Source organism: Paenibacillus sp. FSL R7-277, assembly GCF_000517965.1.
Lineage (GTDB): Bacteria > Bacillota > Bacilli > Paenibacillales > Paenibacillaceae > Paenibacillus_AQ > Paenibacillus_AQ silagei.
The window spans coordinates 163,621-176,743 of sequence record NZ_ASPX01000115.1 but is presented as its reverse complement, the minus strand read 5'-3'; the positions used below and the strand labels follow the sequence as shown (position 1 = coordinate 176,743).

The following is a 13,123-nucleotide window of genomic DNA, read 5'->3' as shown; positions in this document are numbered from 1 at the left end:
AGTGAGGCTTCTTGCAAGGCTCTTAGTGAGGTTCCTCCTTTCTTCGCGGTGAAGGTTGGTCTATAATTTTGTTCAGATGCACAATGAGTGAAGTAGAGGCAATATTGGCGGTTACCCGCTCAAGACGAGGAGGGCGTTCCGGTTGTTTCAGCTATCGGAGAAGCAGGCGCAGGAGATTGTAGACAAGATGATGATGGACATCCCTTATAACATCAACATCATGAATCATGAGGGGATCATCATCGGCAGCGGACATAAGGCAAGGGTCGGCACCGTTCATCAGGGGGCTGTCGAGGCGCTGTCCACCGGGCAGAGGGTCGAAGTCATGGAGGACGGGCGATATGAGAAAAAGGGCACCAACGAACCGATTGTCATCGGCAACACCCGCGTAGGTGTAATCGGAATCTCCGGCAGCCCGGAAGAGGTCCGGCCCTTCTGCAATATCGTGAGAACCACGGTATCGCTGCTCATTGAACAAAGAAATACGCTGGAGCATCTGGCCAGCGAAGCCAGTCGCAAGAAGGCTCTGCTGGAGATGCTTCTTGACCATCAGGGAGCGTACTCCCAGAAACTGCGAAAAGAAGCCGCAGCCTATCAGATCGATCTTCTGCTGAAGACCACCGTGCTGTATCTCAAGCATGTGCAGCCGGAGCTGGATGAGGCGAAGCTTCTGTTCCTTCACCCGTCCTTCCAGCTCGACGGGGATACATGGGTAATCCTAGTCCAGAACCGGCCGGACTGCAGCCGACTGATCGGGGAGCTGATGCATAATCAGCCGCAGCTCCTGCTGGCCTCAAGCCGGCTGGAGACCAGCATCGCGGAGGGCTACCGCCAAGCCAAAGCTGCTCTCGGCGTTCTTCTGGCGCTCCGCCCTGCTGCGCAATCGATCCGCTACGAGGATGCGGAATTCCTGGTGAAGCTCAGTCAGGCGAAGCTGTCAGACAAGCCCGGCACGGTGATCAAGCTGGAGGATACCGCCGATCTGCTGGAGACGCTCCGCAGCTTCATCAATCACAATTGCAGCGTCTCGCAGACGGCTGAGCAGCTGAACATCCACCGCAATACACTGCAATACCGCCTGAAGCGGATCGAGAGCATCATCGGCAAGGACCCGAGGAACCTGCTGCAGCTCTTCGAGCTTACGCATGAGCTGCTGGCGTTGTATAAGTAGATACTATAAAAGAAGCACTTGCGATTAGAACTCAAAGCCTGGTCGTCGCTGCGGTGAACATTTGGACTTCCGGCCGCTCTTGTGTTTGGATTTCCTGATTTTAACCGCTCCTCGCGGTAGAAATCCAAACACAAAGGCGGTCGCTAACGCTCCTCCAGTTCCAAATTTCCCCTCCGCTTCTTTTTGCTTTTTGTTAATTTCTTAAGTGCTTCTTCTATAAGCTAAATTTCAGCACGATCATAGGTGGATTAAGTACATCTAATTTCCGGCTGAATGACAAGCTGGGGAGTTTAATTGGAAAAAAGGCATTTAGTTCAGCCCAGCCCCCCACCGAACGCAGGTTTCCGGGTGAACAAATGTACTTTTTCCATCTAAAATACCCCAATGTACGGATTAGCGAGAATTAAATGCCCTTTTTCCACTTCTTTCATCCATATGGCCGATGCAGCTATTAGGCAGCCTTCAGCCGCTCAACCACAAAACAGTGGCCCCGGGGAAATTTTATTCCCGGGGCCACTGTTCTCACATTCTATTCGGCCAGCTTCAGCAGCCTGGCGATATTCTCGCAGGTCCGCTCGACATTGGCGGGGCCGTCAGCCAGCAGCTTCTCCAGGCTCGAAGCGCCGGGAACGATGCCGAAGACGGCGTCGATCCCTTCGGCGTAGAGCGTTTCGATTCCCTCGCCGATATAACCGGCCAGGGCGATGACTTTTTTGCCGCTGGCTTTGGCGGTGCGGGCTACGCCGTACGGCGTTTTGCCGAATTTGGTCTGGAAGTCAATCCCGCCTTCTCCGGTGAAGACGAAGTCCGCCTGCTCCAGCTTCTGCTGAAGCCCTGTGTATTCAATCACGATCTCGATTCCCTTCTGCAGCGTGGCCTGCGTAAAGATCATCAGACCCGCACCCAGCCCCCCCGCTGCACCGGCTCCGGGAAGGTCGCGGACATCCTTGTGAAGCTGCTGCTTCACCACCGCCGCATAATGGGCCAGATTGGCGTCAAGCTGCTGCACCATATCGGGCGTGGCGCCTTTTTGCGGACCGAATACGGCTGAAGCCCCCTGCTCCCCGCAGAGCGGATTGGTCACATCACAGGCAACAATGAGCTGAACCTGCTGCAGTCTCGCATCTAGCCCGCTAACATCTACACTCGCCAGCCGTCCCAGGCTGCCGCCGCCGCGCGGAAGTAACTCTCCCGCTTCATCCAGGAATCGGGCGCCGAGCGCCTCCGCCATTCCGGCACCCCCGTCATTGGTGGCGCTGCCGCCGATGCCGATGATGATTTTGCGGATACCACGGTTCAGACATTCCAGAATCAGCTCGCCCGTCCCATAGGTGGTGGTGATTAGCGGATTCCGCTCCGCCTTGTCCACTAGCTGAATGCCGCTGGCCGAAGCCATCTCGATTGCCGCCGTCAGGCCGTCGCCGAGAATGCCGAATTGTGCCGTCACCGTCTGTCCCAGCGGGCCTGCAACTTCTAAATAATGAATCTCTCCGCCGGAAGCGTCGACAAGGGACTGCACGGTTCCCTCCCCGCCATCAGCCATCGGAACATGGATGTAGGTTGCTTCAGGGTATATTTTGCGGAGTCCGGCCTCCATCGCTGTACATACTTCTTTCGCGGTCATGCTCTCCTTGAAGGAATCCGGCGCCAGCACAAAGGTTCTCTCTCTCATTTCCACACCTCATCTATAATATTGATCTTAGAGTAAAAATCCGTAAACCAGCGTAGCCACAATCGTCATTGTACCGCCAACTATGGCCTCATACGGGATGAGTCCCATGCGCTGCTTGATCGACATTTTCATACTGTCCGCTGTGACATGGAAGTAAGTGCCCTGCGGCAGCGAGTCGATCACCGTAGCTCCGGTATGAACCATTACAGCTGCAGCCAGCGGAGCCGTGCCCATATTCAGAATGGCCTGTCCGAAGGAGCCGGTAGCGACAATAACACCCGTGGATGTTGAGGCGGTAGCCGCAGCCATCAGTATCCCGGAGATCGGTGCCAGGAACGTCCCGGAAATCCCGGACAGCTCAATCAGATGCACCACCTGGGCGGACAGATCGGAAGCGGAGATCAGACCGGCGATGCCGCCTGCTCCGATCAGGATCAGGACGGTTGCAGTCATTTTGCTAAGGCCGGAGGATGTATATTGTAGCACCTTGTTGCCTTGCCCCATCGCCAGCATCCCGATAATCCCCGCCAGCGGCAGAATGTATAGCGCATCCACCTTAAGCTTGGTCAACGCTTCGATCCCGGAGATGGAGCCGATCGGGTTAATCATGAGCAGGACGATGGCCACGAGCGGAGCCACAATAGCTCTGCTAAGCGGCGGGTAAGCGGCCGTATTCGCGTTGTCCGCACCGTTCGCAGCTTCTGCCGTGGTAACCATGACGCCTTTTTTCTTCAGCAGGGTTGCTAAGATAACGGTTACAATTAATCCACAGATTGCCGGGATTACGCCTGCGAGCATAACATTGCTGAGATCAAGATCAAAGCCGCGCGCAGCAGCAATCGTATTCGGATTCGGTGAGATAATATTACCTGCCTTCCCTCCGCCCGACAAGGCCAGCAGCAGCGCCAGCTTCGAGATCTCCATTTTGTTGCCTACGGATAAAGCAATCGGAGCCACAATCAGCACCGCTACTGGGATGAATACGCCCATTGCCGTAATGACCATCGTGGCCAGCGCGAGAGCCAGAATGGCCTTGCTTCCGCCGAACTTTCGGACGATAGCCTGGGCTATGGCTTCAGCCGCACCCGACTCCATCATCACACCAGCGAGCACACCGGCGGCCAGTACCCGCAGCACCGTGCCCATAACACTTTGAGTACCGCTTACAAGAACACTCACGGTCTGTTCGAGATTGGCTCCGCCGATCAGCGCCCCTACAATGGCACCCAGGAACAGAGCGTAGACCGGATTCAATTTTCTAAGGATCAGAATAATGGCAATTGCCAGTCCTGCAAGCGCTCCATACCAACCAATGATTAATCCTTCCATTTCAAATATCCCCCTAACAACTTGTTGAACACGCTCTCATTATAAGGTCTGGGGGGAGGAAAAGAATATTGATGAACGGACGAAATGCATTGTGCAAGTGACCAACGGAATAGGGGGTATATCTCAATTTTGGAATAGGTGCTCTGCAAAGAAATACGAACGGTTCTCTTTAATGATGTCATCGACCGCATCCTGATAGAAGTCAGCAAACCCACTTTCAACTTCCCTGCCGAGCTCCTGGTGCTGGCCATCTCCTGCCCTCTTCTCCTCCAACTGTCCTAATATCATCATTATATTTCATTACTTCCCTCATCATAAGGCTTTAAAGTTCAGTCAGGGTTGCAGGATTTTAGGTGTATTGCGTATAGGGAGGGACAAAAAAAGCCAACTATGGCTAAAGGACCGTAGTTGACTTGATATACCTATTTCGTCAATTTTTCTTTGACATAAGAATGATCAAGTAAATTAAGCAGGCTCGGGGTTAAATACTTTACCTGGTATTGATTCAAATCGCTATTGATAATTAACTGACCATTCTGTTTTCTAATAAGTTGATCTGAACCATCTTCTAGAAACAAGAGGTTCCCAACATACTGTTTTAATATCTTCCCTATAAACTTAAGCAAAATTTCTAATCCTTGATCAAGCGTGTTTCCAAATAATTGAACTCTAATGCAAATATTCACATCTATTTGATAATGATTTCTTACAAAATTAATATCAGAAATATCCACTAGTTCAAGAGCTAAAGCAAAGTATTCAGTTCCAATAACTATTTCTTCTTCATCATTCTGAACTGACACCTCTTCGTTTAAATCTGTACATATTATTTCTCTAATAACTTCTGACAATGATTCAACATTCAAATCAGATTCTAAAAACAATTCAAAGTTCATGCATATCTATCCCCCATATATCCGCGTGATTTTCCCGTCAACAATAATTAATAACTCTTGCAAGTTTTTCAGATCTCCGTTTGGATTAGCTTTCCTTATAATTTTCCCAGTGATCTCATTTATTTTTTCTGAAGTGAACCCATCTAGATTAAGTACAATTCTCTCTGCCTGTGATTTTGTCTTTGTTCTAATATTTCTTAAAATATTGTCCACATTTGTATCCATTGTTGGTGCGTAACAATCAAACACTTCACCTTCAATTAAATAATCTGGATTTGATGATTCTTTAACTCCATATCCATTTCCACCATTCACTTCATCTAGAATTTCAATATCATATCCCTGTTCTGCAAAGTTATCTGCAGTTTCGTGCTCTTTCTTAAGACCATGTGAATCACCTTTAGTATAATTCCCTTTAGGTTTTCCGCCTGCCGGCAAAGAAGGCTCAGTCAGTTTAACCTTCCCCGCCCCACCCTCCAAACCATCCATATACCGCTGCTGCACCGGCGTCTTCGGCAAGGCAGGAGTATCGGGGATCTCTCCTATCTTGAAAACAAACCCTTCCGGCGTTTGCACTGCCCGTCCCAGATCCGGGAGCTTTTGCTTAATCCCTTGTAGGGCATCCTTCGCCGCTTGGCTGACGGCGTCTTCTACCTCGCCCAGAACATTCCCCACTTTGCCGGCCTTCGTGACCTGGAATCCGGGGACCAGCATCGACGCGACCGAGCCCAGCATTTTCGCCTTCTCTTCGGGTGTACCTTCGTCAAACTGATGATACGCCATCTTCGCCGCCTCCACCAGCACTTCCGGATGCTCGATGAGATATTGCGCTTGTTGCTTCATTTCTGTGGTGGTTTTGACCGGGTCTACAACTAGTTTAAAAGCAAAGGTTGCCGTATCCGCTACACCCATGACGACCTCTTTCACCAAGCCTTCGGTAAAAGCCAGCACTACATCTCCCGACTGACGGACCTTGCTCTCCCATTTCGTGAGGCCGTACGTCTTATCCAGCCACCCCAGATAACTGGTGTACATGGGGGTGAGATATTCATTCGGTACATAGACTTTCGCCTGATAAAAGTCCCAGGTGGTCTCATTTTCCTTGTTGTATGCGGTAATTGGCGCGCCATCCGGCAGCGTGAGCGGTGGCCCGTTCAACCGCCGCTCCGCTTCGATCTGCTCTTGAACCTGCTTAAGAACCGCAGCAATCTCGACCTCCTGCCGCTTCGTTGCAAGCTGACTACGAGCATACGCTCCGGCGGCGGTTTTCTCCATCGCCAGCCGCAGGAGCAGCAGATATTCTTCGTTATGTAGTAAGGGGACCTTGTCCGCCGTAATCGACGGATCATACTCACAGGCGGTAACCGCTGGTTGTCTGTAGTGGGCGCTTAGATCTTTGCCGGATTCATAGTAGATCTTGGCTACGCCTAGAGGAGCCAGCTTCTGCCGGGCCTCTTCGGCCTTCGCATGAACAGCCTCCATCTGGGCCTGATTGCCGAACGCCTGATACACTTTGAAGGCCATCTGTGCCTTGGCGATCTGATTCCGCGCCGCGAAGATATCGTTCAGCTTACTTTGTGCAGCGATACTTTCTACGGTCAAGAGGCCGGAGGTTTGAATAACATTCCTGAGCTGCTGCACCACGGGGTCCCTGCTCAGCTCATCTTTTCCCGAAAGAGCGGCAATGGAAGTGATGAGATTCGTCGCACTTCGCTGCACGAATTCGGGGATGGAGAACCGTCCTGTGGCTGATTGCAGCCCGAAGCTGCCGAAGGCTGCGAGCAACAGATTAAATTGGCCTGTCAGCTTGTCCGCCTGCCGCTTATTCTCTTCCTGCAGCTCCGATACGCCTCTTAGGGCGACCCGTATAATATCCTCTAATTTCTCCGCTTCTACGGTTAATTCATTGATCAGGACCTGGACCTTGATCATATGGTCGCCCATCGGAATCCCGCCCCAGCCGCTGGACTGGCCCTTCAATTGAAGATATAACCGATTGGTGTCCTGACTCACCTGACCTATCTTGGTTTGCAGGCGCCGGACTTCATCTTCGTTAAATACTAGCTTTGTTGATGCCATAGCCACCCTCCCGTCGTACACCATACTTACCTGTAAGTTATGTACACAAATTCACAAAACCATAGATTTACAACTTCTTGCAAATATACGGAGTTCTAAGATGATTCATTAACTCGCTTGAAAGATACTTTTTCTGGTATTGATCCAAGGTTGTATTTATGATTACGTTACCATCCTAGAAGAAGTCATAGAGCCAAATGTATGCGATAAACCAAACACAATTTGCTTCCACAAAGGGACTCGAACAATGTATGCCAAAAACAGCATACATTGTGCCGGTGCGCAGGTGTGTGGCCCGTATGTATGTGGAAAACAGCATACATTTGCTTGCACACAGGCGCTCGGGCCGAATGTATGCCAAATACAGCACACATTGTGCCGGTGCGCAGGTGCATAGGCCAAATGTATGCGATAAACCGAACACAATAGATGGTCCCGCGTACTTCTTCAGAATGGAGTTCCAGTATTCCATCTAAGTATTCAATAATTATCCAATATTGATGTGCAGATCCCTTTATTATCGGAATTCTTTTCCATAAAGTTTATCAAAAAAATATTTTCATGACATATATTGGCTGACGGTTTCGCGCTATACTCTATTGTAAGCGTTATTATAATTGTGCTTACGGAGGCGATCTCATTCGTGTATACCCGTATCATCACCTTCATGAACAACCTGAAGCTCAGGACCAAGCTCTTTCTCTCTTTCGGCAGCGTCGTCCTGATTCCGGTGCTCATTGTGGGGGTGTTCCTGACCAGTGAGCTGCGGAATATGGCGATGAACAATGCGCTGAAGCAGATTACGGCGAATGTCGACCGTGTGAAAAAACGGACCAGTGAGATGCTGAACGTTCCGGTGGATATCGTCTACCGCCTGTCCAATGACAGCCGGCTGGAGGAGGCTGCGAATCACCGGTACGAATCAGTCTATGATGTGGTGCAGGCCTATTGGGATTATCCCGACTTCCGGGATTTCGTCCGCCTGTACAAAGAAATCTCCAGCATCCGGCTGTATATCGACAACCCGACGGTGCTTAACAACTGGGAATTCCTCCAGGCTGATGCCGCGGTTACCCGGGAGCCCTGGTACCAGCTCGCCCTCGCCCAGAAGGGACTCGCGTTCTGGAGTTATATCCCCGACAGCCGCAACGGCCAGTATTATCTCAGCCTGATCCGCAAGGTGGACTTCCTCAAGCAGCGCACAACCGGTGTACTGGTCGTGAATGTCAATTCGGATCAGCTCAGCAGCATCCTGAAGCAGGAGACCTTCGAGACCTTTATCGTCGATGAGAACGATCATATTGTCGCCTCCAACCGGGCAGGTACCCTCGGCAAGTCGCTGCACGAAATCAACCTGAAGCCGCTGTCCACCCTTGCCGGGCACGGGCCTGCGGATATCACGATCGACGGGCAGTCCTTCAAAATGCTGATCGACGATTGGCATCCTGTGGGCAGCCTGAACAGCCTGCGGATCATCTCTATTTTCTCCGTAGAGAGTATTGTAAGTGAGCCTAACCGGATTATTTCCCTGGCTTCTTCCGTCATTATCTCCTCCCTATTCCTTGCAATCATCCTAATCTACTACTTCTCCCGCCTGCTCACCGGACGCATGCTGCATCTCAGCAAGCATATCTCCAAGGTTGCCTCCGGCAATCTGGAAGCCCGGCTCGTGATCGACGGCAAAGATGAGATCGGCCAGCTGGCCCGGCAGTTCAACCACATGGTCCGCAATGTCAACGAGCTGATGAGCGAGGTGCAGGAATCCAACCAGCAGAAGAATGCTATCCTGCTGAAGCAGAATGAGATCAAATTCAAAATGATGGCCAGCCAGATCAACCCCCATTTCCTGTTCAATGCCCTGGAGTCGATCCGGATGAAGGCCCACACCCGCGGCCAGACCGATATTGCACAGGTCGTCCGGCTGCTGGGTAAGATGATGCGCAAGAATCTGGAGGTCGGCGGGGGCAGAATTACCTTGCAAAGTGAGCTGGAGACCGTAAACTGTTACCTGGTCATCCAGAAATTCCGCTACAATGACCGGCTCGCCTACGAGCTGTATGTAGATCCGGCAGCGAATACCTTAAAAATTCCGCCGCTTATTATTCAGCCGCTGGTGGAGAATTGTGTCATACACGGCCTGGAGGACCGGATGGACGGCGGAATGGTCCGGGTGGATATCCGGGTGGAGGATGCCCTGCTTAAGGTTCAGGTCTCCGATAACGGAACCGGAATCCCGCCGGCCCGGCTCGCAGAGCTGCGGCAGATGCTGGACAATAACGATGACTATGAGACCCACAGTATCGGAATGCGTAACATCCATCTGCGTCTGAAGTTGACCTACGGCCCGGAATGCGGCCTGGTTCTGTCCAGCCAGAGCGGATACGGCACACAGATCAGCTTCGCCATCCCTATAAGGAGTGATTCCTATGTATAGTGTGTTAATTGTTGATGATGAATTGTCTATCCGCGAAGGGCTTGTTACTCTGTTGGATTGGGAGAGTCTGGGCTACCGGGTAGTGGATACAGCTGCCAACGCGGTTGAAGCCAGGCATAAGGCTAAGCTGTATTCCCCGGACCTGATGATTGTCGATATCCGTATGCCCGGGAAGGACGGGCTGGAGCTGATCGGCGAGCTGCGGGAGGATGATGAGGAGCTGCATATTCTCATCCTGAGCGGCTATGCCGACTTCAGCTATGCCAAGCGTGCACTGTCTTACAATATCGATAACTATCTGCTTAAGCCAGTCGATGAAGAGGAATTGCAGCTGTATCTTACCGGCCTGTCCACCGTACTGAATGCGCGGCTGACGCACCGCAAGAATCATGAGGCTGTTAAGGTCTGGAGCCGGGAGATGCTGGTTCAGTCCCTGCTGATGGAGAGCGGTCTGCATCCCGCCCCGGCGCTGATGGAGTCGGCGCTGGAAGCAGGGCTGCTCTGGGATTCCTACCAGATCGTGCTGATCCGGCTGCTGCTCCAGGATCATGCGGACAACGGACCTTCCAGCAGCGTCAAGTCCCGGCTGACGTCAAGCTTCGAGGATAATAGCCGGGGCATCGTATTCGCGCTTGATTCTTATCTCGGGGTGCTGCTTCAGCCCTCTTATCAGAAGGAGCTGGTAAGCAAACGGATGGCCCGGCAGATCCGTGAGGCCGCTGCCGCTGAAGGATTGGAGTGCATCATCACCGCCGGGGATATGGTGGACAGTCTGGCGGAGCTGCAGCTCTCCCATCAGTCGGCGCTGGCGCGGATGAAGGATCACTTCTTCTATGATGAGCCGGGGGTGATCGGCCCGGATTCGCTCAAGCTGAAGCAGGGGCTGCCTGCGAACCCCCAGGATACGGAGAGCAGGCTCGCCCCTGTGATGGAACGGCTCTATTTCGCCATGGATACCGGCAATCTCAGCGTAATCTCTGACCTGATCCAGGAAGCAGGGGACCTTATGGCTGCTGCGGGCTTATCCGAGATGGCGGTGAAATCCTACTATGTCCGGGCCGTTACTACTATGTCCGGCAAACTCTCCGTTCATTATAAGGAGCTTAGCGCTGCGCAGAGCCTGATAGAGGAGCAGATTCAGCAGATCTACAGGCATACCTCCCTCCCCCAGCTCCAGCGTTATATCTCAGGTCTGCTGGAGGAATACGCTGGCGGGATTATACGCGACGATATGGATGTCCTGATGAAACGGATGGTCGATCTGATCCACCGGCACTATGACGAGAATCTGAAGCTGGAGACGCTGGCCGATGTGTTCACCTATAGCAGTGCCTATCTGGGTAAGCTGTTCAAGAACACCATGGGCTGCTCCTTCAACACTTATCTCGATACGATCCGCATTGAGAAGGCCAAGGAGCTGCTGGATCAAGGCTGCAAAATCCATCAGGCGGCCAGCAGTGTCGGCTTCAGCGATGTCGATTATTTCCGCGAGAAATTCAAAAAAATCGCAGGCATCTCCCCTTCCGCTTACCGGAGAAAGGAGCCGGAGAATGCTTTTTCAGAAAGCGCTTACGAAAAAGACTGATTTCCCCCTGTTTTTACACTCAAATCTTCGGGTGTTTCCCGTCCTGGCGGCAGATTATGATAAAGCTATATCGAAGGAGGGACATAAATGAAAGCGATTACCACCACGATGAAGCCGGAGCCGAAGAAATCTGCTGCAAGCTTCTGGGGGAAATTCCGGCAGCAGAAATACCTCTATATGATGGCTGTTCCTTTTGTCCTCTGGGCCTTTGTCTTCAGCTATCTTCCGTTATGGGGGTGGATGATGGCCTTCCAGAAGTATAAGCCGGGCAAATCCTTTTTCGAGCAAAAATGGGTCGGCCTCCAGTACTTCCGGGAGCTGTTCCAGGATGAGCAATTCTTCAACGCCCTGCGCAATACGCTGGCCATGAGTATTATGGGACTGCTGGCAGGCTTTATCATTCCGATTATCTTCGCCATTCTGCTGAATGAGGTACGGCTGCAGGTGCTGAAGCGCTTTGTTCAGACGGTGTCGTATCTGCCTCACTTTGTGTCCTGGGTGGTTGCCGCCGGGATCATTACCAAGATGCTCTCCACGGACAACGGTGCCGTCAATGACCTGCTGATGGGCCTTCATATCATCAGTGAACCGATCCAGTTCATGGCCAAAGGCAATCTGTTCTGGGGCATTGTCACCGCCTCGGATGTCTGGAAGGAGACGGGCTGGAACACCATTATCTATCTGGCCGCCATCTCGGGCATCGGGCCGGAGCTGTACGAAGCAGCCAGGGTGGACGGAGCCAGCCGGCTCCAGCAGGTGCGTCATATTACTTTTCCGGGCATCCGGGGTACCATCGTGATCCTGCTAATCATGTCCATCGGCCATCTGATCAGCATCGGGTTCGAGAAGCAGTTCCTGCTCGGCAACAATCTGGTGCGTGACTACTCGCAGACTCTCGACCTGTATGCTCTGAATTACGGGCTGGGGATGGGACGGTTCTCCTTCGGGACGGCGATTAATATTTTCAATTCTGTGGTGAGTGTAATTCTGCTCTTTACAGCCAACGGCATCTTCAAAAAAATAACCAAGGAAAGCATCATATAGGAGGCCCTGCTCATGATTAAAAAACTGGCTGCGGCATCCTGGTCGGACCGCATCTTCGATTTGGTTGTCTATCTCGCGATTACGGTGGTTACCGTTGCTACGCTGTACCCTTTTCTGAATGTACTGGCGATCTCCTTCAATGACTCGACGGACAGCATCAAGGGCGGGATTACGATCTATCCCCGGGTGTTCACCTTCAAGAATTATGAGACGATCTTCGCCTTCTCCGGCCTGATTACCGGCTTCAAAATTTCGGTACTGCGCACGATTATCGGGACCCTGCTCGGACTGGTCAGTGCCTCCATGCTGGCGTTCACCTTAAGCCGGGTGGACTTCCAGGCCCGCAAGTTCGTCTCTACCTTCCTGGCGCTGACGATGTATGTATCGGGAGGCCTGATCCCCTTTTACATTCTGATTAAAGATCTGCATATGATGGGCACCTTCGGCGTGTATGTTCTGCCCGGTCTGGTGAGCGCCTTCAATGTGTTCGTGATCCGCTCTTTCATCGACGGGCTACCGTACGCTCTTCAGGAATCTGCCAAGCTGGACGGAGCCAATGACTTCACCATCTACTGGCGTGTTATTCTGCCTCTGACCAAGCCAGCCTTGGCAACCATCGCCCTGTTCCTGGCCGTCGGCCAGTGGAATGCGTGGATTGACACCTATCTGTATAACGGCTCGAAGGACTCGCTGACCACGCTACAATTCGAGCTGATGAAGGTCATTCAGAGCACCACGACCAACGCGGATAATTTCCGCGGACGCAATATGACAGAGGTCATGGCCCAGATCTCCCCGGAATCGGTCAAAATGGCAATCACCATTGTCGTCACCGTTCCCATTCTGATTGTCTATCCGTTCCTGCAGCGCTATTTCGTCAAAGGCATGACGCTGGGTTCGGTCAAAAGCTAAT

The 13,123-nt window shown here is 52.1% G+C and carries 10 protein-coding genes; 5 read left to right on the top strand and 5 right to left on the bottom strand.

The window, feature by feature from the left end; all coding sequences use genetic code 11:
- Positions 1–142 precede the first annotated feature (142 nt).
- Positions 143–1,171 (top strand): CdaR family transcriptional regulator, encoded by a 1,029-nt coding sequence (locus tag C173_RS28700; protein ID WP_036731669.1) that lies wholly within the window; start codon positions 143–145, stop codon positions 1,169–1,171.
- A gap of 529 nt (positions 1,172–1,700) precedes the next feature.
- Here the strand turns inward: C173_RS28700 and C173_RS28695 are convergent.
- From C173_RS28695 to C173_RS35215, 5 genes are all read right to left on the bottom strand, one after another.
- Positions 1,701–2,843 (bottom strand): glycerate kinase, encoded by a 1,143-nt coding sequence (locus C173_RS28695; protein ID WP_036731667.1) that lies wholly within the window; start codon positions 2,841–2,843, stop codon positions 1,701–1,703.
- Between the two features lie 27 nt (positions 2,844–2,870).
- Positions 2,871–4,172 (bottom strand): GntP family permease, encoded by a 1,302-nt coding sequence (locus C173_RS28690; protein WP_036731666.1) that lies wholly within the window; start codon positions 4,170–4,172, stop codon positions 2,871–2,873.
- 123 nt (positions 4,173–4,295) lie between these two features.
- Complete coding sequence (locus C173_RS34385) at positions 4,296–4,463, bottom strand: hypothetical protein (RefSeq protein WP_155991676.1); 168 nt, start codon at positions 4,461–4,463, stop codon at positions 4,296–4,298.
- 131 nt (positions 4,464–4,594) lie between these two features.
- Positions 4,595–5,068, bottom strand: a complete 474-nt coding sequence (locus C173_RS28685; RefSeq protein WP_036731664.1) for a hypothetical protein — start codon at positions 5,066–5,068, stop codon at positions 4,595–4,597.
- Positions 5,069–5,074: 6 nt separating this feature from the next.
- Positions 5,075–7,147, bottom strand: a complete 2,073-nt coding sequence (locus tag C173_RS35215) for a hypothetical protein (protein WP_051478571.1) — start codon at positions 7,145–7,147, stop codon at positions 5,075–5,077.
- A gap of 643 nt (positions 7,148–7,790) precedes the next feature.
- Between C173_RS35215 and C173_RS28675 the strand changes: the two genes are divergently transcribed.
- From C173_RS28675 to C173_RS28660, 4 genes are all read left to right on the top strand, one after another.
- A complete protein-coding gene (locus C173_RS28675; RefSeq protein WP_081751385.1) occupies positions 7,791–9,581 on the top strand; it encodes a sensor histidine kinase in 1,791 nt (596 codons plus the stop codon).
- Complete coding sequence (locus C173_RS28670) at positions 9,574–11,166, top strand: response regulator transcription factor (RefSeq protein ID WP_036731662.1); 1,593 nt, start codon at positions 9,574–9,576, stop codon at positions 11,164–11,166. Before C173_RS28675 ends, C173_RS28670 begins: the two co-directional genes overlap by 8 nt.
- An 87-nt stretch (positions 11,167–11,253) precedes the next feature.
- Positions 11,254–12,210, top strand: coding sequence for an ABC transporter permease (locus C173_RS28665; RefSeq protein ID WP_036731659.1), 957 nt, complete (start codon positions 11,254–11,256; stop codon positions 12,208–12,210).
- Positions 12,211–12,222: 12 nt separating this feature from the next.
- Positions 12,223–13,122 (top strand): carbohydrate ABC transporter permease, encoded by a 900-nt coding sequence (locus C173_RS28660; protein ID WP_051478569.1) that lies wholly within the window; start codon positions 12,223–12,225, stop codon positions 13,120–13,122.
- Position 13,123 lies beyond the last annotated feature (1 nt).

Bases quoted from the DNA above. Each gene is read 5' to 3' on its own strand.
- C173_RS28665 (WP_036731659.1), top strand. From the start codon at position 11,254: ATGAAAGCGATTACCACCACGATGAAGCCGGAGCCGAAGAAATCTGCT.
- C173_RS34385 (WP_155991676.1), bottom strand. From the start codon at position 4,463: ATGATGATATTAGGACAGTTGGAGGAGAAGAGGGCAGGAGATGGCCAG.
- C173_RS28670 (WP_036731662.1), top strand. From the start codon at position 9,574: ATGTATAGTGTGTTAATTGTTGATGATGAATTGTCTATCCGCGAAGGG.
- C173_RS28695 (WP_036731667.1), bottom strand. From the start codon at position 2,843: ATGAGAGAGAGAACCTTTGTGCTGGCGCCGGATTCCTTCAAGGAGAGC.
- C173_RS28660 (WP_051478569.1), top strand. From the start codon at position 12,223: ATGATTAAAAAACTGGCTGCGGCATCCTGGTCGGACCGCATCTTCGAT.
- C173_RS28685 (WP_036731664.1), bottom strand. From the start codon at position 5,068: ATGAACTTTGAATTGTTTTTAGAATCTGATTTGAATGTTGAATCATTG.
- C173_RS28690 (WP_036731666.1), bottom strand. From the start codon at position 4,172: ATGGAAGGATTAATCATTGGTTGGTATGGAGCGCTTGCAGGACTGGCA.
- C173_RS35215 (WP_051478571.1), bottom strand. From the start codon at position 7,147: ATGGCATCAACAAAGCTAGTATTTAACGAAGATGAAGTCCGGCGCCTG.